The 24,827-nt window shown below is 69.7% G+C and carries 21 protein-coding genes; 10 read left to right on the top strand and 11 right to left on the bottom strand.

The genetic code is table 11. From position 1 onward, the window contains the following. Positions 1 to 41: 41 nt before the first annotated feature. Entirely contained in the window at positions 42 to 2,084 is a 2,043-nt protein-coding gene (locus ACP7AS_RS03555) for an AsmA family protein (protein ID WP_426027458.1), read from the bottom strand. A gap of 177 nt (positions 2,085 to 2,261) precedes the next feature. On the opposite strand from ACP7AS_RS03555, the gene ACP7AS_RS03550 reads away from it, so the two are divergent. Then, positions 2,262 to 2,579 carry a hypothetical protein gene (locus tag ACP7AS_RS03550; protein ID WP_426027457.1) on the top strand — a complete coding sequence of 106 codons (318 nt, stop codon included), beginning with the start codon at positions 2,262 to 2,264 and terminating at the stop codon, positions 2,577 to 2,579. A gap of 76 nt (positions 2,580 to 2,655) precedes the next feature. Here ACP7AS_RS03550 and ACP7AS_RS03545 read toward each other — a convergent pair whose 3' ends face one another. Further along, positions 2,656 to 4,779 carry a prolyl oligopeptidase family serine peptidase gene (locus ACP7AS_RS03545; RefSeq protein WP_426027456.1) on the bottom strand — a complete coding sequence of 708 codons (2,124 nt, stop codon included), beginning with the start codon at positions 4,777 to 4,779 and terminating at the stop codon, positions 2,656 to 2,658. A gap of 112 nt (positions 4,780 to 4,891) precedes the next feature. Here ACP7AS_RS03545 and ACP7AS_RS03540 point away from each other — a divergent pair, with 112 nt between their 5' ends. The 7 genes from ACP7AS_RS03540 to trxA all read left to right on the top strand — a co-directional run bounded on the left by ACP7AS_RS03540 (position 4,892) and on the right by trxA (position 15,144). Next, positions 4,892 to 5,755, top strand: coding sequence for a GNAT family N-acetyltransferase (locus ACP7AS_RS03540; RefSeq protein WP_426027455.1), 864 nt, complete (start codon positions 4,892 to 4,894; stop codon positions 5,753 to 5,755). Beyond that, positions 5,748 to 6,230 carry a tRNA (adenosine(37)-N6)-threonylcarbamoyltransferase complex ATPase subunit type 1 TsaE gene (tsaE, locus tag ACP7AS_RS03535; RefSeq protein ID WP_426027454.1) on the top strand — a complete coding sequence of 161 codons (483 nt, stop codon included), beginning with the start codon at positions 5,748 to 5,750 and terminating at the stop codon, positions 6,228 to 6,230. Before ACP7AS_RS03540 ends, tsaE begins: the two co-directional genes overlap by 8 nt. Beyond that, positions 6,223 to 7,311, top strand: coding sequence for an N-acetylmuramate/N-acetylglucosamine kinase AmgK (amgK, locus tag ACP7AS_RS03530; protein WP_426027453.1), 1,089 nt, complete (start codon positions 6,223 to 6,225; stop codon positions 7,309 to 7,311). The genes tsaE and amgK overlap by 8 nt, the downstream gene beginning before the upstream one ends. Continuing rightward, positions 7,308 to 8,024, top strand: coding sequence for an N-acetylmuramate alpha-1-phosphate uridylyltransferase MurU (gene murU, locus ACP7AS_RS03525; RefSeq protein WP_426027452.1), 717 nt, complete (start codon positions 7,308 to 7,310; stop codon positions 8,022 to 8,024). The genes amgK and murU overlap by 4 nt, the downstream gene beginning before the upstream one ends. Positions 8,025 to 8,076: 52 nt before the next feature. After that, positions 8,077 to 11,163: a double-strand break repair protein AddB gene (gene addB / locus ACP7AS_RS03520; protein WP_426027451.1), complete on the top strand. Its 3,087-nt coding sequence runs from the start codon at positions 8,077 to 8,079 to the stop codon at positions 11,161 to 11,163. Beyond that, positions 11,160 to 14,672: a double-strand break repair helicase AddA gene (gene addA, locus ACP7AS_RS03515; RefSeq protein WP_426027450.1), complete on the top strand. Its 3,513-nt coding sequence runs from the start codon at positions 11,160 to 11,162 to the stop codon at positions 14,670 to 14,672. The genes addB and addA overlap by 4 nt, the downstream gene beginning before the upstream one ends. Before the next feature lie 133 nt (positions 14,673 to 14,805). Beyond that, on the top strand, positions 14,806 to 15,144 hold the full coding sequence (gene trxA, locus ACP7AS_RS03510; RefSeq protein ID WP_426027449.1) for a thioredoxin: 339 nt from the start codon (positions 14,806 to 14,808) through the stop codon (positions 15,142 to 15,144). Between the two features lie 23 nt (positions 15,145 to 15,167). Here trxA and ACP7AS_RS03505 read toward each other — a convergent pair whose 3' ends face one another. Further along, a complete protein-coding gene (locus tag ACP7AS_RS03505; RefSeq protein ID WP_426027448.1) occupies positions 15,168 to 16,442 on the bottom strand; it encodes a bifunctional folylpolyglutamate synthase/dihydrofolate synthase in 1,275 nt (424 codons plus the stop codon). 62 nt (positions 16,443 to 16,504) lie between these two features. Here ACP7AS_RS03505 and ACP7AS_RS03500 point away from each other — a divergent pair, with 62 nt between their 5' ends. Then, entirely contained in the window at positions 16,505 to 16,933 is a 429-nt protein-coding gene (locus ACP7AS_RS03500) for a DoxX family protein (protein WP_426027447.1), read from the top strand. Here ACP7AS_RS03500 and ACP7AS_RS03495 read toward each other — a convergent pair. The 8 genes from ACP7AS_RS03495 to ACP7AS_RS03460 all read right to left on the bottom strand — a co-directional run bounded on the left by ACP7AS_RS03495 (position 16,930) and on the right by ACP7AS_RS03460 (position 24,064). Beyond that, positions 16,930 to 17,829: an acetyl-CoA carboxylase carboxyltransferase subunit beta gene (locus ACP7AS_RS03495; RefSeq protein WP_426027446.1), complete on the bottom strand. Its 900-nt coding sequence runs from the start codon at positions 17,827 to 17,829 to the stop codon at positions 16,930 to 16,932. The genes ACP7AS_RS03500 and ACP7AS_RS03495 overlap by 4 nt on opposite strands. A gap of 9 nt (positions 17,830 to 17,838) precedes the next feature. Beyond that, positions 17,839 to 18,669: a tryptophan synthase subunit alpha gene (gene trpA, locus ACP7AS_RS03490; protein ID WP_426027445.1), complete on the bottom strand. Its 831-nt coding sequence runs from the start codon at positions 18,667 to 18,669 to the stop codon at positions 17,839 to 17,841. Then, complete coding sequence (locus tag ACP7AS_RS03485; RefSeq protein ID WP_426027444.1) at positions 18,666 to 19,109, bottom strand: hypothetical protein; 444 nt, start codon at positions 19,107 to 19,109, stop codon at positions 18,666 to 18,668. Before ACP7AS_RS03485 ends, trpA begins: the two co-directional genes overlap by 4 nt. 3 nt (positions 19,110 to 19,112) lie before the next feature. After that, positions 19,113 to 20,297: a tryptophan synthase subunit beta gene (gene trpB / locus ACP7AS_RS03480; protein WP_426027510.1), complete on the bottom strand. Its 1,185-nt coding sequence runs from the start codon at positions 20,295 to 20,297 to the stop codon at positions 19,113 to 19,115. 63 nt (positions 20,298 to 20,360) lie between these two features. After that, complete coding sequence (locus ACP7AS_RS03475) at positions 20,361 to 21,002, bottom strand: phosphoribosylanthranilate isomerase (protein ID WP_426027443.1); 642 nt, start codon at positions 21,000 to 21,002, stop codon at positions 20,361 to 20,363. A 31-nt stretch (positions 21,003 to 21,033) separates the two neighbouring features. Beyond that, a complete protein-coding gene (locus ACP7AS_RS03470) occupies positions 21,034 to 22,248 on the bottom strand; it encodes an NAD(P)/FAD-dependent oxidoreductase (RefSeq protein WP_426027442.1) in 1,215 nt (404 codons plus the stop codon). A gap of 188 nt (positions 22,249 to 22,436) precedes the next feature. Further along, entirely contained in the window at positions 22,437 to 23,126 is a 690-nt protein-coding gene (locus tag ACP7AS_RS03465; RefSeq protein ID WP_426027509.1) for a pseudouridine synthase, read from the bottom strand. Between the two features lie 38 nt (positions 23,127 to 23,164). Further along, on the bottom strand, positions 23,165 to 24,064 hold the full coding sequence (locus ACP7AS_RS03460; protein WP_426027441.1) for a class I SAM-dependent methyltransferase: 900 nt from the start codon (positions 24,062 to 24,064) through the stop codon (positions 23,165 to 23,167). Between the two features lie 139 nt (positions 24,065 to 24,203). Here ACP7AS_RS03460 and ACP7AS_RS03455 point away from each other — a divergent pair, with 139 nt between their 5' ends. Beyond that, the gene (locus ACP7AS_RS03455; protein WP_426027440.1) at positions 24,204 to 24,824 is read left to right on the top strand and encodes an SOS response-associated peptidase family protein; all 621 of its coding nucleotides are present in this window, start codon (positions 24,204 to 24,206) and stop codon (positions 24,822 to 24,824) included. The last annotated feature ends 3 nt before the right edge of the window (positions 24,825 to 24,827 follow it).

The raw sequence follows: 24,827 nt of genomic DNA, 5'->3' as shown, positions 1-24,827 counted from the left end.
GATACGCACGGAAGGCCCCATCGGCTCAACCGTGCGCGATTTTAGCGCGCGCCCGAGATCAGGGCCCCGCAGTTGGCGTCCTTCGCCAGCCCCGGATCGACGAACGGCAACAGGGCGACGAGGGGATTGATCAGCGCCCCCAGCGCCGCGCCGAGCCCGATCTGACCCGCGATCGCGGCCTGGTCAACGCCGATGCGGGGGGCCGTCAGCGGTCCGCTGATCGTGATCGGCGACCACAGGCGGATCAGGCGCGGCTTCTTGGTGTCGCCGTCGATGCGCAGGTTGAGGGTCTCGGCGCCCAGGTTGATCGTGCCGGACCCCCGCGCCAGAACCGGGGTGGTGTCGATGATGAAGGTCCGGGCGGTCGCCGTCCCGCCGCTGACGGTGAAATCGGCGACGGCGCAGCGGATCTCGGACACACCGGTGTCGCCGGACAGCAGCTTGCCCAGCCCGGCGCTGGCGTTGATTCCCAGCAGTTCGGCGAAGGCTGCCCGCATCTGGCCCTGGGGGACCACCAGGCTGAGCGTGCCCTTTGAGCCGGCGGCAAAGTCGTGGATCGAGGCCCCTGCCCCCTCTAGCTTCGCCCGCCCGATGGCGCGGCCGGTCACCGTGGGCGCACCGTTGCGCGACGGAACGATCGATTCCAGCGGATAGCCGCGCAGGCGGAAGTCGGCGGTCGAATAGGGTACCTTGCCGTTGGCATCGATGCGCGCCGTGCCGTCCAGTTCACCCCGATTGAAATCGAAGGCGACGGGGTCGAGGTTCAGGATGCCGGCCTTGAGTTCGGCCCCCAGATTGACCCTGCGTATGTCCAGTTCGTTGCGCTTCACCTGGGTGGCGCGATACCGCAGGGTGCCGTCCATGGCGCGCAGGCGGTCCGCGCTCAACGGCGCGTCCGGCAACAGCTTGCCCGGCGCGCCCGAGGTCATGACGGTATCGCCCGCGGCGGTCATCCGGGGCGTGCCGCCCAGAACGGTGGCCAGGTCGTCGATGTCGAGCAGGCGGGACTGCAGATCGGCCTCGACGCGCCGACGGTTGCCCGCCTTGTAGACCTTGATGTCGCCCGTCAGGTCGGACGAACCGACGCGGCCGCTGAAGTCATTGAAGGTGAAAACAGAGTCGTTGCGGGTCAGCTTGCCGCTCAGCCGATACGGCGGCGTGTTGGGGGCAGTGATACCGGTCAACATATAGAGGTCGGCGAGGTTCCGGCCTCGCAGGCTGAGGGTCGCATTGAACTGTCCCAGGTCGAACGGCCGGGTGATCGCGCCGTCGGCCACCAGGGTGGAGCCCACGCCGGAGAGCTCGGCCTTGAACCCGTACGGCCGGTCTCGCTTGATGTTGATGAAGGGTCCGCCGCGTACCTCGAGCGTCAAGGGTGTGTCGTTGATGGTGCCGCGCCCCGACAGATGGAACCCCGCGTTTCCGTCGGATCCTTCCCGTGCGTTGATCGTGGCATCCAGACGCACATTGCGGCCTTGCTCCTCGAGCGACAGGCGACCGTCGCGGATGATCAGCCGGTTGATCGGCGGAAGTTTCAACGGGCCGGTGGACGGCCTGTCCGGATTCAGTTCCCAGCTCTTGCGGCCGTCCCTTGTCGCGATCAGCACCACCTGCGGCCGGGTGAACTGGACCAGGGGCATCTCCAGACGTCCCGACAGCAACGGTACCAGACGCACCGAAGCCATGGCGTCGTCGAGCACCAGCGTATCCCTCTCACGGGCCCAGTCGGGTCCGCCGACGCGGACGTCGCGGACGTGGGCGGATGGCGTCCAGCTGAACAGCTTCACGTCCAGGTCGCCCTTGAGGACGATCTCGCGGTGGTATTTTGCCGATGCCCAGTTGCCGATCGGGCCGCGCAGCCAGTTCCACTGGAACAGCATCAGGAAGACAATGATCAGGGCGATAACGCCAAGGGTGACGCCGGCGGCGATCTGCTCGGTCCGCCCGGGTCGTCGGAAGCTGGTGTAGATCGGATCATGCGCCCTGACCCAGGCGTGACGACCGCGCGCCCAGGCCCCCGCCGGGATCAGGGCACGGTCGCGCACTGCCAGCCAGTTGGGATGATTTTTCAAAGGGTTGGGCAAGCAGAGAACTCCGACGACCCCCCACAACGCATGACACGGCGGAAAGCCTCAGCCGGTCGCCGGAGGACCGGCCGTCAAACTTCTTCCTTCAAATCGTCGCATAACCTTTACAATCGCAGAAAATGGCGCATTATTGCTCCGGGTCCTGATTGTTTCAGGCGTTCGGGAGAGACAGATATGCGCGCGTTCACACCCCTTCTCGGCCTGGCGGCCCTCGCCGCAGCCGCGAGTCTTCCGGCCGGCCTGGCGACAGCCGGTGACGCCGGCCAGCCGTCGGTGCAGACCCATGGGCGCGCCGTCATGATCTGTGCCACGGACGCCGCGACGCGCCGCGCCTTCGCGCGCGAACACGGGGCTGCGCCGATCTTCGTCACGGCCCGCGAAGTCCTGTCGGTCAGGGCGTCCGATCCGGCCTGGAATGCGCCTCGCTGCATGACCGCCATCGAGCACGCCCGTTATCGCGACGCCGCGACCACCTACGCCGCCGTTCGCTAGAAAGCCGGCGGTCAAGGAAAAGGGCGCGTCCCCGGCCGGGGGCGCGCCCTTTCGTCGTCTGGACGCCAGCCCCGGCCTACTGCGGCGCGGGCTTCAGATATTTGTCCAGCCAGCCGAACACTTCGGTATGCCATTGCAGGCTGTTGGCCGGCTTCAGCACCCAGTGGTTCTCGTTGGGGAAGACGATCAAACGGCTGTCGATGCCCCGGCGCTGCAGGGCGGTGAAGGTCGACAGGCCCTGGGCGGTCGGGATGCGGTAGTCGAGGTCGCCCTGGACCACCAGCATCGGCGTCTTCCAGTTCTCGACGTGGTGGACCGGGTTGAACTGCTCGTAGCCCCGCGGATTCTCCCACGGCGTGCCACCATACTCCCACTCGGTGAACCACAGCTCCTCGGTGGCATAGCCCATGCCGCGCACGTCGAAGACGCCGTCGTGGTTGACCAGGCATTTGAATTCGTCCGACCAGTTGCCGGCGATCCAGTTGATCATATAGCCGCCGTAGGACGCGCCGAGCGCGCAGGCGTTGTCGCCATCGAGGAAACCGTAGCGTTGCTGGGCAGCAGCCCAGCCCTTTTGCAGGTCCTCCAGCGGGCGGTCGCCCCAGTGCTGGCTGATCGAGTCGGTAAAGGCCTGGCCGTAACCGGTCGAACCGTGGAAATCGATCATCACCACCGCATAGCCCGCGCCGGCGTAGGTCTGGGCGTTCCAGCGAAACGACCAACCGTTGCCGAACGACCCCTGCGGTCCGCCGTGAATCAGGAAGGCAACCGGATATTTCTGCCCTTCAACATAGTTGGCCGGCTTGATGACATGGCCGTAGACCGTCTCGCCGTTCCAGCCGGCGAAACTGAACTGCTCGGCCTCACCGAACGCCTGGCCGTCCAGCTGCGGGTTCACATTGGTGATCCGGCGCGGCATCTCGCGACCGAGGAAGGTCTTCACGAACAGCTCGCTGGGACGGGTCAGGGAATCCTGGGCGAAGACGAAGCCGGACGGGGTCTGGGCGAAGGCGGACACATGTCCCGGGCCGGTTACCGGGGTCACGACGCCATTGCGCGTATCGATGGCGAAGATGCGGGTCTGACCGACGTCGCCCGCCGTCGTGTAGAGCGTGTTTCCGTCGGCCGACCATTGCAGGGTATCGGCCGAGCGGTCCCAGTTCGCCGCGATCTGGCGCGTCTGACCCGTGGCCACGTCGCGCAGGAAGATGGCGAATTTGTCGGCCTCGAAGCCCGGACGGGCCATGGCGCGCCAGGCCAGCGTCCGGCCGTCGGGCGAGAACACCGGGCCGGTGTCCCAGGCGTCATTGTCGTCGGTCAGGTTCTCGAACGTGCCGTCGCCCGACAGGCCGTTGGTGCGCCACAGGTCGAAATTGGTGCTCCACGGCTCGCTCTTGCCGGCCAGACGCGCCGAGAAGACCACCGACTGGCCGTCGGGGGCGAAGATGAATTCGCTCTCGTCGCCGAACGGCTTGGAGGGGGTGTCGCCGTCGAACCCCTTCGTCACCCAGGCCGGTGCGCCCGTTGCGTGGCCATCCGCCCCGATCGACTGGACGAACAGATGGTTCTGCGTGCCGTCGGCCCAGGTGTCCCAGTGGCGCACGAACATGCGGTCATAGACCTGGCCGGTCGAGGGATCGTCGGCCACGGCCTTGGCCCGGTCGACCGAGCAGGCGATGTCGCCGCAGTCCGGGAAGACGGCCAGTGAGACCGCCACCCTGTCCGCGCCGGGGCTCAGCCGGTAGGCGTTGACGTCCAGCGCCAGGTCAGTGACCTGCACCGGGCCGGTCCCGTCAGCCTCGGCGCGCCAGACCTGGCTGGTGCCCGATCGGCCCGAGAGGAAATACAGCCTGCCGTCGGCCCCCCAGCGCGCGGTGTTGGCCCCGCCCTCGCTGATCGCCAGCCTGCGGCCTTCGCCACCGTCGCGCAGATCCATCATGTAAAGCGAACCGGCGCGCCGGTTGGCGGCGACATCGGTCGTGGTCACGGCATAGACCACCCAGCGGCCGTCCGGCGACACCTGCGGATCGGCCAGCCGGTTGGCCGAGATCATGTCGCGGTAGTCGAAGGGGTCCGCAGCCTGCGCCGTCGCGACACTGGCCGGGGGGACAACCGCGGGCGGGGCTTCAGCGAGGGCGGGGACGGCGGCGAAGAGGGCCAGGGCGGCGCTGGCACCGGCGAGCAGGGAACGGTGACGCATGGGCGGTTTCCTCGTGACTGTATCGTCAGTCTCGGGCGCTGGCGTAGCACCACCGGCCGACAGGCGGAAGCCGCTTGCCGTGGGCACCGTGAGCGGCGACAACCGGCGTCGGATGACCGAGACCGCCGCCCTTACGCCGACCCGCCGGGAGCCGCACGTCTGCGACGTGCTGATCGCCGAGCGCGCACCGCGCCTGACCCGGTCCGTCACCTGGCCGCTGGTCCGGCCGTTTCTTTACAAGCTGCTCAACTACCACGCCGCCGTTCGCATGGCCGACGCCGTCCGGCCGCTCTCCGGAGCCGGTGCGCTGGACTATATGAGCGACCTGCTGGACCTGAAGGTATCCGTGATGAATCCCGAGCGGATTCCGGCCACCGGCCGCTGCATCGTCGTGGCCAACCACCCGACCGGTATCGCCGACGGCATCGCCGTGTTCGACGCCATCCGGGCCCGGCGGGCCGACGCCGTCTTCTTCGCCAATGCCGACGCCCTGCGGGTGTCGCCCCGGCTGGGCGAGGCCGTCATTCCCGTCGAATGGGTCGTCGCCAAACGCACCCGGGAAAAGACCCGCGCCACACTCCTGGCCGCCAGGGAAGCGTTCGAGGCCGAGCGCTGCGTCGTCATGTTCCCCGCCGGCCGTCTGGCCCGGGTGGCGCGCGACGGCTCGGTCACCGATCCCGAATGGGCCCCGACCGCGGCCTCACTGGCGCGCAAATACGACGCCCTGATCATCCCGATCCATGTCGCGGGACCGACCTCGCGCCTGTTCCATTTCTTCGACCGGATCTCGCCCGAACTGCGGGACATCACCCTGTTCCACGAGTTGCTCAACAAGCGGAAAAAGCCGTTCCAGCTGAAGGTCGGCAAGCCGGTTTCGGCCGCGCGTCTCGACATCGACGCGGTCAAGGCGACCTATGGGCTGAAGGCCTTTACCGAGCGGGTTCTGCCCAGTCAGCCGGACGCCGACTTTGCCTGAGCCGATTTCCTTGCGGCTCAGCGACGCCGACGCCACCGCCCGACTCGGGGCCGCCATCGCCCCGCGCCTCGAGGCTGGCGAGGCCGTGCTGCTTTACGGACCGCTGGGCATGGGCAAGTCGACCTTGGCGCGCGGCCTGATCCGCGCCCTGACGCGGCCTGACGAGGATGTGCCGTCGCCGACCTTCACCCTGGTGCAGTTCTACGAGAGCGAACCTCCGGTCGCCCATTTCGACCTCTACCGGCTGACCCGGCCGGAGGAAGCCTCCGAGATCGGCCTCGACGAGGCGCTGGACGACGGCTGCGCCCTGATCGAATGGCCCGAGCGGCTGGGCGACGATCCGGCGCGGTGGCTGGGCCCCGATATCCTGACCGTGACCCTCAGCGAAGCCGGCCCGGCGCTGTCTGATGGACGCGTTGCGACCGTTTCTGGCGTAGGGGCGTGGGAGACAAAACTGAAGGACCTTCATGTCTGACCGCGAACAGCAACGTCTCGACTTTCTGAGGACTGCCGCCCTGTCCGATGCGGCGCGCGCGCCCCTGCCCGGCGACGCCTCGACGCGGCGCTATGAGCGACTGACCACGCCATCCGGCGCCAGGCTGATGCTGATGGATCAGGCCCCGGCCGCCGAGAGCCCGCCCGCCGATCCCTCCTGGTCGCCGGAGCGCCGCAAGGCCGAGGGCTGGAACGCCGTCGCCCGACTGTCCGCCGGTCGGATCGAGGCCTTTGCCGCCGTCGCCGCCCATCTGAAGTCCATCGGCCTTTCCGCGCCCGGGATCGTCGCCGTCGACGCCGCCTCGGGCCTCGCCGTGCTCGAGGATTTCGGCGACGACCTGTTCGCCCGGGTGATCGACACCGGAACACCGGAAGCGCCCCTTTATCTCGCCGCCGTCGAGGCGCTGGCGACCCTGCACGACGCCCCGGCCCCCGACATCATGACCGGCGCCGCCGGCGACTGGCCCCTGTTGACCTATGACGAGACCGCGCTTCAGGGCGGGGCCGACCTGTTCGTGGAATGGATGCCGAAGCTGGATCCGTCCCTGACCTTTGACGCCGCCGCCATCGAGGCGTGGCACACCGCCTGGGCCCCCATCACGGCGCGCGGCGCGGCGGGGGCGACGGTCATGGCGCACCGCGACTATCATGCCGAGAACCTGATCCGGCTCCCGGACCGCAGGGGAGCCGGCATCGTGGGCCTGATCGACTTCCAGGACGCGGTCCGGGCCCACCCGGCCTGGGACCTGCACTCGCTGCTGCAGGACGCGCGTCGCGACGTGTCGCCCGATCTGGAAGCCCGGGCGCTCGACCACTACTTCAACCTCCGCCCGGACACGGACCGCGAGGCCTTCCGGCGCGACTACGCGGGTCTGGCGGCGCTGAACGAGGCGCGCATCCTCGGCATCTTCGCCCGACTGATCGCCCGCGACGGCAAGCCGCGCTATCGCGCCTTCATGCCGCGCATGTGGGCGCATCTGAACGCCAATCTGAGGCTGCCGGGGCTGGAACCCGTCGCGCGCTGGTTCGATGATCACGTCCCGGAGGCGACGCGCCGATGACCGCTCCAACGACCGCGATGGTGCTGGCTGCCGGCCTCGGCACCCGTATGCGTCCCCTCACCGACGACCGGCCCAAGGCCCTGGTCGAGGTCGGCGGTCGGGCCCTGATCGATCATGTGCTGGACCGGCTGGCGGACGTCGGGGTCGAGCGCGCCGTGGTCAATGTCCACTGGTTCGCCAATCGGCTGGAATCCCATCTGGCCGCGCGCGGCCGCGGACCCGACATCGTCATCTCCGACGAACGCGTCGAACTGCTGGAAACCGGCGGCGGATTGAAGAAGGCTGCGGCCCTGCTGGGACCCGATCCGGTCTTCATCGCCAATATCGACAGCGTCTGGACCGACCCGCGCGGCGATGCACTCAATCAACTCGCGCGGCTGTGGAATCCGTCAATCATGGATGCCGCGCTTCTTCTCGCGAGACGCGAAGGCTCGATCGGCTTCGAAGGCGACGGCGACGTCTTCCTCGCCGACGACGGAAGGCTGACCTTTCGCGGCGACGCCCCGTCCGCGCCCTTCGCCTATATGGGCGTCCACATCTGCCGGCCGGACTATGTCGCCGAGGGTCCCGAGGGCCCCTTCTCGCTCAGCGGCTTCTGGCGCAGGTCCGCCGCCGCGGGCCGCCTGTACGGCTGCGTCCTCGACGGTGACTGGATGCACGTCGGCGATCCGCAGGCGCGCGACGAGGCCGAGGCCCGACTGGCGGGCGAATGAAGACCTCGCGCCTCATGCAGCGAGACGCCGCGCGTCGAGCGGTCGGCGCCCGATGACCGTTCGGTTCAACCCCTTCGCGCCGTCCACCCCGCGCTGGTATGCGATCGAGGCGCGCCGGCCGTTCCTGGAGGATCTCGCCGCCGGGGTGCTGGACTGGCTGGGCGATCATCCGCCGGAGGCCCTGTCCGACGCGGTCATCCTGCTGCCGAACCGCCGCGCCGCCCGCGCCTTCACGGCCGCCCTGTCGAAACAGGCCGGGGGACGCCCCCTGCTGCTGCCCCAGGTCCGCCCGCTCGGTGATCTGGAAGAGGACGAGCCGCCCTTCGCGCCCGGTGAACTGGGTCTGGACCTGCCGCCCGCCATCGCCCCCCTGACGCGCCGTTTCGAGATGGCGCGAATGATCGTCGAGGATTTTCGGCCCGGCCTGCCGCCCCTGCGGGCGCTCGAAATGGCCGATGCCCTCGGCGGCTTCCTCGATTCCTGCCAGCTGGAGGAGATCGAGGACCTGCATCGGGTCGCCACCCTGGTCGAGGGCGATCTGGCCGAGCACTGGCGCGAGTCGGCCGAATTCCTCGCCCTTGCCGTCGAGGCCTGGCCGAAGCGGCTGGAGGCCCTGGAGCTGGTCGATCCGGCCTGGCGTCGCGCCCGCCTGCTGCGCCTGCTGGCCACCGCCTGGACCGAACGGCCGCCGACCCAGACCGTCATCGCCGCCGGCTCGACCGGCACGGCCCCGGCCGCCGCCGATGTGCTGGCCGCCGTCGCCGCCGCACCGCGCGGCTGCGTCGTCCTGCCCGGCCTCGACCGGGATCTGGACCCGGCCGTCTGGGCCACCCTTGGCGACAACGAGCAGCATCCGCAGAACGCCCTGTGGCGGCTGCTCGACGGACGCGCCGAACGCGACGCCGTCCGTCCGTGGTTCCGGCCCGCCGAAAGCGCCGTCGCCGAGGCGCGCGGCCGCGCCCGCCAACGGCTGCTCAACGAAGCCCTGCGCCCCGCCGAGGCCACCGACGACTGGCGCACCGTCATCGGTGCCCTGCGTGCCGACGCCTTCCGGGCGCAATCCGCCGACCCGATCGCGCAAGGGCTGGAGGGCCTGTCGGTGGTCACCGTCCGCGCCGAGGAAGACGCCGCCGCCGCCCTCGCACTGATGATGCGCGAGACGCTGGAGACTCCGGGCCGGACCTGCGCCCTCGTGACGCCGGACCTCGCCCTCGGCCGCCGTGTCGCCGCCCGGCTGGAGCGCTGGGGCGTCATCACCGATGTCTCGTCGGGCCAGCCCCTGTCGCGCATGGGGGCCGGGCGTTTGATCGACCTCGCCGTCCGTTTCGTGGCGACACCGCTGGACCCTCACGCCCTGCTGGGCCTGCTGAAACATCCCCTGACCCGCCTCGACCTCGGCGAGACCGATGCCGCCGTCGCCCTGCGCACGCTTGAGCATTATGCCCTGCGTGGCCCCCGGCACCGCGACTGGGCCCGCCTGCGCCGCACCCTGCTCAAGGCCGGCCAACCCCGCGACGACGGCAAGGCTCCGTCTGAAGGAACCCGCACCCGCCTGACCGCCGCCGGCCATCTGGTCGACCAGCTGGAGGCCCTGTCCGCCGCCGCCCTCGCCCCTTTCACGCCGGACGCCCCGCTTGACGCCGCCGCACGGGCCCTGACCGAACTGATCGAGGCCCTCGCCGGTCAGGACGCCTGGGCCGGGCCCGACGGCGAGGCCGCCGCCGCCCTTCTGGCGGGGCTGATCGACGGCGGGGCCTCCCTGGGGGCCGTGTCCCGCACCGAATTCGCCGACCTGATCCGGGGCCTGCTGGCTGAAGAGACCGTGCGAACCGGCGGTGCGAACCAGCCGCGCCTGCGCATCCTCGGGGCCATCGAGGCCAGGCTGGTGCGGGCCGACCGGATGATTCTGGCGGGGCTGGAGGAGGGTGTCTGGCCCAATGCCGCCCCCACGGATCCCTTCCTGTCGCGACCGATGCGAAAGACCCTCGGCCTGCCGCCGCCCGAGCGGCGCCTCGGCCAGACCGCCCAGGACTTCGTCCAGGCCGCCTGCGCCGACGAGGCGGTTCTGGTCCATTCCGAACGCCGGGGCGGTCAGCCGGCCGTCAAGTCGCGCTGGCTGTGGCGGCTGGAGATGCTGACGCGGGGGGCCGATGCTCCGGCCACGCGGATCATCCTCGAACGCCCGTCAGACACCCTGGAGGCGGCACGCGCCCTGGATGTCCCGGCCCCGGGACCACCCCGGTACGAGCGTCGCCCGGCCCCCACGCCGCCCGTTCACAGGCGCCCGCGCCGGCTGCCCGTCACGGGTGTGGAGCGCTGGGTCCGCGACCCCTATGCCGTCTATGCCCAGCGCATCCTCGGCCTGCAGAAGCTGGAACGCCCCGGGGCCTCGGCCGAGGCCATGGCCCGCGGCAATGCGGTGCACCGGGCGATCGAGCGGGTCGTCGCGACCTGGCCCGACGCCCTGCCCGAGGACTGCGCCGACCAGATCGAGAGCTTTCTGCGCGAGGAACTGGACGCCGCAGGCTTCGAGGACCACGCCATGGCCCGCGAGACGCCACTGGCCCGCAACTGCGCCGTCTGGCTGGCGTGCTGGGAGCGCGAGCGCCGGTCGCGCGGGGCCAGCCTGCTGATTGAACAGACCGGCCAGATGACCTTTGCCGCGCCGTTCGGCCTGTTCACCCTCACCGCCAAGGCCGACCGGATCGAGCTGGACGCCCGCGGGGCCGCGGTCATCGACTTCAAGACAGGCTCGACCCCCAGCGCCAGACAGGTCGCCCAGGGCTTTGCGCCCCAGCTGACCCTGACCGCCGCCATCCTCGCCGCCGGCGGCTTCCCCGGTGCCCCGCCGACGCCCGCGTCTGAGCTGCTCTACGTCAAGGTCACGGGGCGCAAGACCCCCGGCGAGGCGGTCGATGTCGGCAAGACCACGCGCAACCAGCCCCTGACCGCCCCCGAACTGGCCGAGCGCGAACTGCTGCGGCTGATCGACGGCGTCGCCGCCTTCGACGATGAGACCCGACCCTATGTCTCCTGGGCCGCGCCACAGTTCATGGGTAATTTCGGTGGCAACTACGACCATCTGGCCCGCGTCTGGGAATGGCACGTCGTCGGCGGCGAGGACGAGGCTCCCGAATGACCCAGGCCCCCCCGACCCTGTCGCCGCTCGACCAGGCCCGCGCCAACCAGACCGCCGCCGCCGACCCCGGCCGGTCGGTCTTCGTCACCGCCAATGCCGGCTCGGGCAAGACCACCACCCTGGTCGACCGCGTGGCCCGTCTGCTGCTGCAGAAGGCCCCGCCCGGCGAGATCCTCTGCGTCACCTACACCAAGGCGGCCGCCGCCGAGATGCAGGCCCGGCTGTTCGACAAGCTGGGAGAATGGGCGGTCATGGACGACGCCCGGCTGTCGGGCTCCCTCGCCCGGCTGGACGGGCGCGACCCCGCCAGCCTGACCGCCGCCGACCTGTCCGACGCCCGCCGCCTGTTCGCCCGCGCGCTGGAGACGCCGGGCGGGCTGAAGATCCAGACCATTCACGCCTTCTGCGAAAAGCTGCTGCGCCGTTTTCCGATCGAGGCGGGAGTCTCACCCGCCTTCAAGGTGCTGGAGAACGAGGCCGCCGTCGCCCTGTCGCATCAGGCCCGGGAAGATCTTGCGCGTGAGGCGCTGAAGGACCCCGAAGGACCGGTGGGTCTCGCCTATGCCCATTTCGCCGTCGAGCTGGACTGGAAATCCTTCCACGCCCTGCTGGCCATGATCGAGGCCGAACGGGGCAAGCTGGTCGCCTATATCGACCGCGTCGCTTCAGGCCTGGCGACGGGGCCTCACGTCCTCGCCGGGGTGAGTGCGGACGATACGCCCGCCGTGATCGAGACCGACTTCCTGAACTGGCTCGACCCCGCCGCCTGGCGCGCCGCAGCGGACGGTTTCGCCACGGGCTCGACGAACGACCAGAAGATCGCGACCCTGATGCGCGGGACGGTTCCACCGGACAGCTCAATCGCCGCCATGAAGGCCCTGTTCATCGACTCGAAGGGCGAGGCGCGGACGAAATTCGGGACGAAAAGCGCGCCGGCGGCCTCAACCGCCTACCTCGACTCCGTATCGCTGAAATACTGTGCCGTCCTCGACCGCATGCGCGCGGCGAGGGTCGCCGACGACACCGTCAAGGCCCTGACCCTGGCCCAGGCCCACGCCGCCCTCTACGAGACCGCCAAGGCGCGGCAGGGGGCGCTGGACTTTTCTGACCTCGTCGTCCGCACCGTCGAGCTTCTGACCGCGAGATCCTCGGCGGCCTGGGTGCTGTTCAAGCTGGACGGCGGCATCGAACACGTGCTCGTCGACGAGGCCCAGGACACCGCTCCCGACCAGTGGGCCATCTTCAAGGCCCTGACCGAGGAGTTCTTTTCGGGCGAGGGCGCGTCGCGGCGGGCCGACATCGCGCCCCGCATTCCCCGCACGGTCTTCGCCGTCGGTGACGAGAAACAGTCGATCTACTCCTTCCAGGGGGCGCGGCCGGAGCGGCTGTTCCAGGAATCGCAGACCTATGCGGCGCTGGCCGCCGGGGCCGGGCGGCCGTTCAGACAGGTGCCGCTGGACACCTCCTTCCGCTCCACCGAGGAGGTCCTCGCCTTCGTCGACGCCGCCTTCCAGGGGCCCGAGCGGACCCGCGCCCTCGTCGGCAACCGCGGCGACATCCCGGTCCACCATCCCGCCCGCATCGACCAGCACGGCTCGGTCGATCTCTGGCCCCTGTTCCACGATCCGGCGACCCCGGACCGCGAAGCCTGGAACGCGCCCGTCGACAAGGAAGACGCCCGCAGCGGCCGAAAACAGCTGGCCCAGTCCCTGGCCCGCGAGATCCGCAAACAGGTCGAGGCCGGCAGCGCGGTCCACGATCGCGATGCCGAGGATGGAATGCGCCCGGCGCGCTGGGGCGACTTCCTGATCCTCGTGCGCCGCCGCGACGCCCTGTTCGAGGAGATCATCCGCGCGCTCAAGGCCGAGGCCGTGCCCGTCGCCGGGGCCGACCGGCTGAAGCTGAGCAGCCACATCGTCTTTGACGACCTGATCGCGGTCGCCCGCTTCGTCCTCTATCCCGACGACGACCTGTCACTGGCCGAGGTCCTGCGCAGCCCCTTCTGCGATGTGACCGATTTCGGCGACGCCCACAGCCTGTATCCGCTGGCCGACCAGGAAGGCCGCGAGGGTCGGACACTCTGGCGCGCGCTGCAGATGCGGGCCGGGGAACAGCCGCAGTGGTCCCGCGCCCGGGACTTCGTCCAGGCCGCGCTGGACGCCCGCGACCGCGACCCGTTCGCCTTCTTCTCCAGCCTGCTGAACCGGGTCGACGAGACCGGCGTCTCGGGCCGCGCCCGCATCCTCGCCCGGCTGGGCCGTGAGGCTGAGGAGGCGATCGACGAGACCCTGGCCCAGGTCCTCGCCGCCGAGGATCGCGGCGGGGTCGACCTGGAGACCTGCGTCGCCCGGCTGGAAATCGCCGACGTCGAGGTCAAGCGCGAGATGGAGGGGGCGCGCAACGAAGTACGCGTCATGACCGTGCACGGTGCCAAGGGGCTGGAGGCCCCCATCGTCATCCTGCCCGACACCACCTCGCGGGCCAAACCCCAGGGGCCGACCCTGATGCCCGCCGCCGGCGAGGACGGCGAGGAGTCCGAGGGCTGGCTGATGTGTCCCGGCTCGGCCAGGGACGACTGCCCGGCCTCAAGGGCCGCCCGCGAGGCCCGCGTGGCCCGCACCGACGCCGAAACCCTGCGCCTGCTCTATGTCGCCCTGACCCGTGCCCGGGACCGGCTGGTGATCATGGGCCGGGCGGTCCGCAAGCAGGAAACCGGATTCGAGGCCGGCAGCTGGTGGAGCGTCGTCGCCGAAACCTTCCATCGGCTGGGCGAGGAAGAGCCGCTGAATGCGCGCGACATCGGTGACGGCGTGCTGCGCTTCGGCGTCGATCCCGGGACCATGGCGTCCGGCCCCGTTGCCCGTCCGGTCGCCGTCGCCGTTCCGGCCTGGGCCCGAACCGCGCCGGCTGCCGACGCGACGGCCCGGTTCGCCTCGCCGTCGAGGATGGACGAGACCCTCCGCATCCCCGCCCCTTCACCGCTGGCCACGACCGCCGGACCGGGCGGGCCTCTGGGCCGGTTCCGGCGCGGCGACCTGATCCACCGGCTGCTGGAGCGCCTGCCTGACATTGCCGGGGCCGAGCGTGCGGACGCCGCACGCCGCATCCTGTCCCGCGAACGTGACCTCGATGACCCGGCCCGCGCCGAGATGATCGCCGCCGCTTTCGCGGTCCTCGACGACACCCGCTTCGCCCCCGTCTTCGGTCCGGGCTCGCGCCCCGAGGTCGCCCTGACCGGATCGGTCAGCGATGTCCCGGTATCGGGACGCATGGACAGACTGGTGATCACGGCCGATCGGGTGCTGGTCATCGACTACAAGACCAATCGGCCGGCACCGGACCGGGTCGAGGAGGCCGATCCGGCCTATGTGCTGCAGTTGGCGATCTATACCTCGGTGCTGACCCGCCTCTATCCCGGGCGCACGGTCGAGGCGGCCCTGGTCTGGACTGACGGACCGAGGCTGATGGCCGTTCCCGCCGCCCTGATGGAGGCTGCCCTGGCCGGTTGAGGCCATCGTCTGCGTCCACGCGTTGATTTGCGTCGTGGAACATCCCACATCGTCGCCAACAGGCTGGAATCAGACTCCTCTGACCGGCTGCACATTCGCGGGCCCGATGGCGGCTCCAGACAGGACATCACCCATGGCCACGATCAAGGTCACCGACGACAGCTTCGACGCCGACGTGCTGAAGGCCTCCACCCCCGTGCTCGTCGACTTCTGGGCGGAGTGGTGCGGCCCCTGCAAACAGATTGGCCCGGCCCTGGAACAGATCGCCGACGATCTGGCCGGTCAGGTGGTGATCGCCAAGGTCAATATCGACGACAGTCCGATGATCCCGTCCAAGCTGGGCGTGAAGGGGATTCCGACCCTGATGCTGTTCAAGGACGGCCAGATGGCATCGATGAAGGTCGGGGCCATGCCCAAGGGCAAGATCCTGGAATGGCTGGCCGAATCCGGCATCGGCGCGCCCGCCGCCTGAGCCCTTGCGGCCGGACCCCTCGATCAGTCCGGCCAGGTCTCAAGCGCCGCGCCCAGAACCTCGCCGGCCAGATACAGCGATCCGCAGATCACCACCCGGCCCGCGCCCAGCCGCAGCGCCCGCTCGAGGGCCTCGCCGACCGAGCCGCATGATGTCGCTCCAAGGCCGTGGCCGCGCGCCACGGCGGCCAGCGCGTCGGGCTCGGCCGCGGCACCGTCGAACGGCACGCTGAAGACGGCGGCCTCCGACGTCTTCAGGGCCTCGAAGAAGCCGCCCGCGTCCTTGTTGGCCAGAATGCCCACGATCAGCGCCAGCGGACGCGGTGCCCGGGCCTGTCGCTCGGCCAGCGCCTCGGCCAGCGCCCGGGCGGCGTGCGGATTGTGCCCCCCGTCGAGCCACAGTTCGGCGTCCGCCGCCCGTGCCGCCTCGCCATAGGGCCCGGCCGTCAGCCGTTGCAGGCGGGCCGGCCAGCGCACGGTGCGAAGACCTTCGGCTATCGCCGCCTCGGGCAGGTCCAGCTCCAGCGCCACCGCGACGGCCAGACCGGCATTGGCGATCTGGTATGGACCGACCAGCGCCGGGGCGGGCAGATCGAGAAACCGCTCCTGATCCTGAAAGGCCATGCCGCCCCGTTCGGCCCAGGCGTCGAAATCCACGCCCATGACCGTGAGGGGTGCCCGCACGGCCTGTGCCGCCGCCGCGATGACGGCCATCCCCTCTTCCGACTGACGCGCGATCAGGCCGCGCGCGCCCGGTTTGAGAATCCCGGCCTTTTCCGCCGCCACACCCGGCAGGGAGGTTCCGAGGAACTCCGCATGGTCCAGATCGACCGGCGTGATCACGCTGAGCAACGGTCGCTGGATCACATTGGTGGCGTCCAGTCGTCCGCCCAGCCCGACCTCGACAATGGCCAGGTCAGCCGGCACCTCGCTCATGGCCACAAAGGCGGCGGCGGTGGTGCTCTCGAACACGGTCGCCTCGGTTCCCGTCGCCTCGATGCGATCCAGGATGGCGTTCAGCGGGCCGTCCTCGATCAGCCGCCCGGCCAGCCGGATGCGCTCGTTGAACCGGACCAGATGCGGCGAGGTATAGGTGTGGACCTTCAGCCCCGCCGCCTCGGCGATGGCGCGGATGAAGGCGACGGTCGAGCCCTTGCCGTTGGTGCCCGCCACATGGACCACGGGCGGCAGCCGGTCCTGCGGATCGCCGAGGGCGGCGCACAGACGTTGCATCCGCTCGAGCGACAGGTCGATCCGTTGCGGGTGGCGGGCCCTCAGGCGTTCGGAGACGGGATCCATCATCGGATCCTGACCAGAGAAAGCGGCGTCGATTCGACCATTGAAATGCTATCGGTGACCGCATGGACAAGCGCAAGCAGATCACAGCGAGGGCGATCGTCAGGACCCTGCTCAGCGCAATCTATCTGGCCGCCGGCGTTCTCCACCTCGCAGCCCCGGGACCGTTCCTGTCCATCACGCCTTCGTGGGTTCCGTTTCCGGAACAGGTCGTGGCCCTGACCGGTCTGGCCGAGCTGGCCGGCGCATTCGGTCTGATGGTCCCGAGGTTGAGGCGCGCCGCGGGTATCGGGCTGGCGCTCTACGCCGTCTGCGTTTTCCCGGCCAATATCCAGCACGCGATGGACAGTCTGGGCCGTCCCGAGGCCCTGTCCGGCCTGTGGTACCACGTCCCCAGGCTGTTGCTGCAGCCGGTCATCGTCTGGTGGGCCCTGTGGGCGGGCAAGGTGATCGATTGGCCGTTCGCCCGACACACCCGAACAAAATCGAACTAGGCCGCCCGTCGCCGGCCACCCATCAGCATCGACAGTATCTGGCCGAGGACCTTCGGCAGGTCCTCGCGGGCGACGACCTTGTCGACCATGCCTTTTTCCTGAAGATATTCTGCACGCTGGAAGCCCGGCGGCAGTTTCTCGCGAATAGTCGCCTCGATGACGCGCGGACCGGCAAAGCCGATCAGGGCACCCGGCTCGGCCAGGTGCACGTCGCCCAGCATGGCATAGCTGGCGGTGACCCCGCCGGTCGTCGGGTCGGTCAGCACCACGACGAAGGGCAGCTGGACCGCCTTGAGCTCCTGAATGGCCAGGGTGGTGCGCGCCATCTGCATCAGGCTGAGCGCACCCTCCTGCATCCGCGCCCCGCCGGCGGCGGTGTAACAGACCAGAGGAACGCCCCGCGCGATGGCGGCACGGGCCGCGGCGATGAAGGCTTCACCCGCCGCCATGCCGAGCGATCCGCCCATGAAGCTGAAGTCCTGCACGATCACCACCGCGGGCGTGCCGTCCAGCTCGCCGAAGCCGATCGCCATGGTGTCCTTGCGGCCCGCGACCTTGCGCGCCGCGGCCAGGCGCTCCTTGTAGGGCTTGCCGTCCGAGAATTTCAGCGGATCCTCGGGCACGTCGGGCGTGTCGATGGACTCAAACTGTCCGTCATCGAAGGTGAAGCGCAGGCGGGTCGGCGCATCGATGCGCATATGCCGGCCGGACGGGGTGACCCACAGCGAGGCCTCCAGGTCCGAGCGGTAAAGCATCTCGCCCGTGTCGGGGTCCTTGACCCACAGATTGTCGGGCGTGTCGCGCCGGCTGACGATCTTGCGCACGCCGGGCGCGAAGCGGCTCAGCCAGCCGCCGCGCTTCTCTTGCTGGGGTTTGGGAGGAGTCTTGTCAGCCATGGGCGCGCTTTAGACCGTTTCCTTGACCCGTGCACCCCGGACGGCGTCCGCGAGGGCCTTGACCCTGGCCAAAACGCGGGGGGCCGCCGGTTCGTTCGCGTCCAGCGCCGCCGCCACCTCGTCGACCAGGACCGAGCCCGCCACCACCGCATCGGCCACGCGGGCAATCTCGGCCGCACGCTCCGGGGTCTTGACCCCGAAGCCGACCGCCACCGGCAGACCCGAAGCCTTGCGCACCCGCGCCACGGCCGGTGCCACCGACAGGGCCTGCGCCTCCTTGACCCCGGTCACCCCGGCGACCGAGACATAATAGACGAAGCCCGAGGTTCGCTCAGCGATGATCTTGAGCCGCGCATCGTCCGAAGTGGGGGTCGCCAGCCGGATCAGCGACACCTGCGCCGCATCCAGCGCATCCGAAAGCGGCCCGGCTTCCTCGGGCGGGCAGTCGACGACGATAACACCGTCCACGCCTTGGGCCGCCGCATCGCGGGCAAAGGCCGCATAGCCATAGGTCTCGATGGGATTGAGATAGCCCATCAGAATCACCGGCGTGTCGGTATCGCCGGCGCGGAAGTCGGCGGCCAGGGCCAGCGTTCCCTTCAGCGTCAGCCCGGCCTTGAGGCCGCGCAGCGCCGCGCGCTGGATCGGCGGCCCCTCGGCCATCGGATCCGAGAAGGGAAAGCCGAGCTCGATGATGTCGGCCCCCGCTGCCGGCAAGCCGCGCAGGATGTCCAGCGCCTGGTCACGGGTCGGATCGCCGGCCATGACATAGGCGACAAAGCCGGCCCGGCCCTCGGCCTTCAGCGCGGCGAACCGGGCGTCGATACGAGCTGTGGTCATTGCGCCGGCGCGGGCGTCGCGGCCGGAGCCGGGGTCGGGGCACCGCAGACATCGCCGGGGATCGCCGCGAAGGCGAGCCAGGCGGTCGCCGCCGGGGCCGCCGGACGGGTATCATCCGCGAAGGCCATCATCTGGAAGCCGTCGCAACCGCCCGCGGGACGACGCTTGACGTAGACGACCCGGTTTTCGCCACCCCCGGCCGCCAGCCAGCCCTGCTGGGCGAAGGCGGCGCTGTAGGCGTCGACCAGGGCCTCAATGCCGGCCTGGGTCGTCGACACACAGAACGCCTGCTGGGCCAACGCAGGCTTCCCGCCGCACGTCGGATCGCTGGCTGCGGCCGCCAGTTCCGGAATCTCCACCTGCAACGGCGCGGGTGCCTGCCGGGCCATCGCCGGAGCCGCCAGAAGCGCCGCCGCCGCGGCCATCACCATGATTTTCATAGTCTACAACTCCACGCCCAGGTGTTTCGCCACCGCGAAAATATCCTTGTCGCCCCGCCCGCACATATTCAGCACGACATCGCCGCCCTTGCCCACTTCCATCGCGATCTCGCCCACCCGGGCCAGCGCATGGCTGGGCTCCAGGGCAGGGATGATTCCCTCCAGTTTCGAGCACAGCTGGAAGGCCTCCAGGGCGTCGACGTCCGTGGCGGCGCGGTATTCGGCCCGGCCGATGTCCTTGAGCCAGGCGTGTTCCGGGCCGATGCCGGGATAGTCGAGCCCGGCCGAAATGGAATGGCCTTCGAGAATCTGGCCGTCATCGTCCTGGAGCAGATAGGTGCGGTTGCCGTGCAGCACGCCGGGGCGACCGCCCTGCAGCGAGGCCGCGTGGTCCGGTCCGTCCAGGCCGCGCCCGGCCGCCTCGACCCCGATCAGCCGCACGCCGGCATCCTCGATGAAGGGATGGAACAGGCCGATGGCGTTGGAGCCGCCACCGATCGCCGCCACGCAGGCATCCGGCAGCTTGCCGCGTCGCGCCAGCATCGCCGCCCGCGTCTCCTTGCCGATCACCGACTGGAAGTCCCGCACCATGGCCGGATAGGGGTGCGGCCCGGCCGCCGTGCCGATCAGATAATAGGTGTCCTCGACATTGGTCACCCAGTCGCGCATCGCCTCGTTCATGGCGTCCTTGAGGGTCGCCCGACCCGCCGTCACCGGCACGACCTCGGCCCCCAGCAGCTTCATGCGGAAGACGTTGGGCGACTGCCGCTCCACATCCGTCGCGCCCATGTAGACGATGCATTTCAGGCCGAAGCGGGCGCAGACCGTCGCCGTGGCCACGCCGTGCTGGCCGGCACCGGTCTCGGCGATGATACGGGTCTTGCCCATCCGCATGGCCAGCAGGATCTGGCCCATGCAGTTGTTGATCTTGTGCGCGCCCGTATGGTTCAGCTCGTCGCGCTTGAACCAGATGTCGGCGGCCCCGTAGTAGGCCGTCAGACGCTCGGCCAGATACATCGGGCTGGGCCGGCCGACATAGTCGGTCAGAAAGCCGTCCAGCTCGGCCTGGAAGCTCGGGTCCGCCTTGGCCGCCTCGTAGGCCGCGTTCAGCTCGTGAACCAGCGGCATCAGCGTCTCGGCCACGAACCGCCCGCCATAGTGACCGAAACGGCCCTCGGCGTCGGGCATGGCGTACTGGTTCGGGATGATGGCGTTCACGGACGAAGCTTTCACGCAGGGGAGCGGCGGAAATCAGGCGGCCCGGACACTGTCGAGAAACGCCGTGATCAGGGCCGGGTCCTTAACACCCGGCGCGCTTTCCACGCCAGAGGACACATCGACCAGGGGAGCCCCGGACACCCGGATTGCCTGCGCCACATTGTCCGGGGTCAAGCCGCCGGCCACGAACCACGGATGACGGAAGGCCCGGCCGGCCAGCAGCGTCCAGTCGAACCGCGAGCCGACCCCGCCCGGCAGATGCGATCCCTCCGGCGGTCTGGCGTCAAACATCAGATGATCGGCGAACGGCTCCCAGTCCCCGGCCTCGGCGAAATCCTCATGCGTCCGGATCGGCAGGACCTTGATGATCCCGGCACCGGTCAGCGTCCGGACGTATTCCGCCCGTTCACGCGTTTCATGACCGTGCAGCTGGATCAGGTCAGGCTTCAGGATCAGCGCGATTTCCGTCAGCAGGGCATCGTCGGCATCCACCGTCACGGCCACGATCCTGGCTTTTCCGCGGGCCCGGTCGAACAGGGTCGCGGCATGCAGCGGGTCGATGTGTCTGGGGCTCTTCGGGAAGACCACCGCCCCCACGAAGGCGGCTCCTCCGGCCAAGGCCGCGTCCAGCGTGCCCGGCGTCGTCAGGCCGCAGATCTTGGCTTGGGCATTCATCGGGCGCAGGTGCCCCCGTCGCCCGCCGGGGTCAAGGCCTGTAGAGGTCCGCGTCCGCGTCGGTTCCGCCGCGGATCGCCGCGGAGACCACCTGCGAGGCGATGACCGAATAGGTGATGCCGTTGCCGCCGAACCCCATGACAGCCCAGGCGTGGTCCATGTCCGGCACGGGCGCAATCGACGGCAGGCCGGTCGCGCTTTCGCCGAACGCCCCGGCCCAGCTGTAGTCGACCTCGAACTCGACCTCGGGCAGCAACGCCTTGAGCTTGGCCGAGATGGTCTCGCACTTCCTTTTGAGTTTCGCCCTGTCGGCATGGGCGTCGGGCGAGGCCTCGTCCTCGCCGCCGACAATCAGCCGTCCGTCCCCGCCCATGCGGAAATAGAGATACGGATCGGACGCCTCCCACACCAGCGTGTCCTTGAGCCATGCCGGGCAGCGTTGACGCGGCTTCGAGGCCAGGGCCCAGGTCGAGATGACTTTGGCTCCCGGAGTCGGCACGCCCTTGGGGAACTCGTAGCCACAGCAGAACACCACCGTCTTGGCCCGCACCGCATGGCCGGCGTCCGTCAGCAGGGTGACGCCGTCCGGATCGCTGGCGGCCTCGACCACCTCGACGGGCGAATACACCCTGGCACCAACCGCCTGCGCCCGCCGCAAAAGTCCGGCCGCCAGCCGCGCCGGATCGCCGCTGGCCGAGCCCTGGCTGACGATCGCACCCGTCCGGTCGATGCCGAACTGCGCCCGCAGCACGTCCGGCCCCACAAATCGGCTCTCCAGCCCGATCGCGGCGCGCGCCGTCGCCTCGGCCTCCAGCGCGCGGTGGCCATGGTCGTCGCCGGCCAGATACAGGCTGGACTTGTCCTTGAGCCCGCAGACAATCCCTTCCTCGGCCACGATCCGCTTCAGATCGTGGACCGCCGCCCGCGACCGCAGATAGGCCCGTCTGGCTTTCGCCTTGCCGATCTTTTCGGAAAGCGCGGTCAGAGGCAGATCGATTTCCCATTGCAACAGCGCGGTCGAGGCGATCGTCGAGCCGGTCAGCGGCGGCCGCCGGTCCAGCACGGCCACGGTGTGGTCGCGGCTCAGTTCGTGGGCCATGAAGGCTCCGCTGATCCCCGCCCCGATGATGGCGACGTCCACCGAGACGGCGGTCTTCAAAGGCCGCACCGGCACGCCCAGCCCGGGGCTGTCAGCCCACAGTGACCGTCCGGTCCGCAGGTCTCTCTTGATCGTAGCTCCGGTCATGCTTTCTCCGCAGGAAGCGGAGCGATAAGTCAGGCGCGCGCGCGAGGTTCCCACTCTCCGTGCATCCCGGCGAATGCCGGGATCCAGATCCGCACACCATGCGTGGAGCAGGACCCGGAGACCCATGTCCCGACAGTCGACCTGTCATCTGGCCCCCGGCATCCGCCGGGGTGCACGGTGATAAAGGCTCAGGCGAAGATCAGATCGATCTGATCCTGATCCAACAACCGCCAGGCCCCCGGTGCCAGATCGTCCGGCAGGGCCAGCCCGCCCACCCGTTCGCGGTGCAGGCCCTCGACGTGATTGCCCACGGCCGCGAACATGCGCCGCACCATGTGATAGCGGCCCTCGGTCACGGTCAGCCGGGCCTCCGTGGGCGATAGCACCTCCAGCACCGCCGGCGACAGCGGCTTGTCCTCGCCCTCCAGCACCAGCCCCCCGGCGGCGAAGACATCGCCCTCGGTCCCGTCCAGCGGTCGCGCCAGCGTCGCGCGATAGACCTTGGCCACATGGCGTTTGGGCGAAATCACCCGGTGCAGCAGATCGCCGTCGTCGGTCAGCAGCAGCAGACCCGTGGTCTGCTTGTCCAGCCGGCCGATAGTGGAGATGGCCGGATCGCGCCGCTTCCAGCGCGGCGGCAGGACGTCATAGACCAGGGCCCCGTCCTCCTTGCGCGAACACGTCATGCCCAGCGGCTTGTGCAGCATCATTACCAGACCCGGCACCGGATCCAGCGGCTGGCCGTCGATCTCCATCCGCGCCGGCAAGTCCGGCGTCACCGCGATCCGCTTCGACACATCGGTCAGATCGACGCCGTCCAGCACGATCCCGCCCGCCTTGCCCAGGCGCGCCATCTCGGTCCGCGACCCATAGCCCATCGAGCCCAGCAGCTTGTCGACGCGGCTGGTCGGCGTCTTCACTTCACCGCCTCATAGACCTTGTACCCGCCCGCATCGGCGACCTTGGTCACCCGTTTGAAGGCGGCGTTCAGATCGGCCTCATAGGGCAGGTGCCGGTTGGCGACGAGCCACAACACCCCGCCCTTGCCCAGCATCCCTGCCGCCTTCTGGATGAAGGCCTGACCCAGCCGCCGGTCCTCGGCTCCGCCGTCGTGGAACGGCGGATTGGTGACGATAAAGTCCAGATCGCCAGCGCCCTCAAGCGTCCGCGCATCGGCCCATTCGAAGCGCGCGCGGGCGTCGGTCACATTCTTTCTAGCGGCATCGATGGCTCGCCGGTCCAGATCGATCAGTCGCAAGGACGTCACTGCTGGCGATCCCAGAACCACCGTCGCCAGGGCCCCGTAACCGCAGCCGAGATCGGCCCCGGCCCCTTTCAGCACCGGTGCCGTCTGGGCCAGCAGCAGCGAGCCCGCGTCGATCCGGTCCCAGGCGAAGACGCCCGGCTGTGACCAGGCCTCCAGCCCCTCGACCAGACGGGCGGCCCCCGCGGTGATGGCCTCTTCGATCCCTGTCACCGTTTCCGGCCGAATGACAACGCAGCGCCGGTGGTGCGCCTTGGCGCTCTCGCCGACCACAACGCCGAAACCTTCCAGCTCCTTCTTCAGCCGCGCTCCGCCCTTGTCCTTGGCCGCCATCGCGTCCAGCCGCCCCCCGACCTTGAGCGCCTTCAGCGCGAGGGCCAGGGTGTGGCGGCGCTCCAGCACGCCGGGCGGGGCATAGATCATGATCTCGTCGGCCGAGCCGGGTGCCACATCCTCGAGCGGAGTCGAGCCGGGGATCAGGGGCGAGACCTGGGTCGCGGTGCCGGGGGGATCGAACACCGCCGGCGGGCGGCCATAGAGAAGAATTGTCATGGCGGCGGTGCATAGACGGTTTGCGTCCCCTCGCGAAGGCGGCCCGTGCGTTCTCCTCGCACGCACCGGCCGGCGGTCGGTTTCCGCCGCCTTGTGCAGAGCCGTGGCGCGCCCGCATTCGAGCCGCTAGCCTCGCCTCATGTGCGCGTCCTTCCAGGCCCGGTTCAACCTCACCCAGCTGGTGCGTCTGTTCGAGCAGGCGCGCGCACCGCTGGCCTTCGACGGCGGTCGCCCCAATATCGAGCCGGTCGACGAGGTGCGTCCCACCGATCTGTCCCCGGTGGTACGGACGCACACGGGAGCCGATCCAGAAATCGAGGCGACCTCCGAACTGGTCCCGATGCGCTTCGGCTTCCCGCCGCCGGCTCCCAAACGCCCGCCCGTGATCAATTTCCGGTCGGAGGGCCGGCGCTTCTCCAACGGCCCCGCCGGCGGTCGTGCCCTCGTGCCGGTCTCGGGTTTCTATGAATTCACCGGAACGACCTATCCCAAGACCCGCTGGCTGCTGGGCGGCTTGGACGGCGAACCGCTGGCCCTGGCCGCCGTCTGGCGCGCCGGACCCGCCGGCGACGCCTTTTCGCTGCTGACCGCCGAGCCGGGCCCCGATGTCGCCCCCTATCATTCGCGCGGCGTCCTGCCCTTGCCGGTGTCGCTCTGGGCCGACTGGCTGTTCGACCGCCGTCCCGCCGAGGCGCTGCTGTCGCCGCCAGCCGCCGGGACGCTTGTCGCTACCCTGGCCCCGCGCCCCGGCAAGAAATAACCG

This window comes from Brevundimonas sp. TWP2-3-4b2 (assembly GCF_049897345.1).
In the GTDB taxonomy this organism is placed as follows: domain Bacteria; phylum Pseudomonadota; class Alphaproteobacteria; order Caulobacterales; family Caulobacteraceae; genus Brevundimonas.
This window is presented reverse-complemented; position numbering and strand designations above follow the sequence as displayed.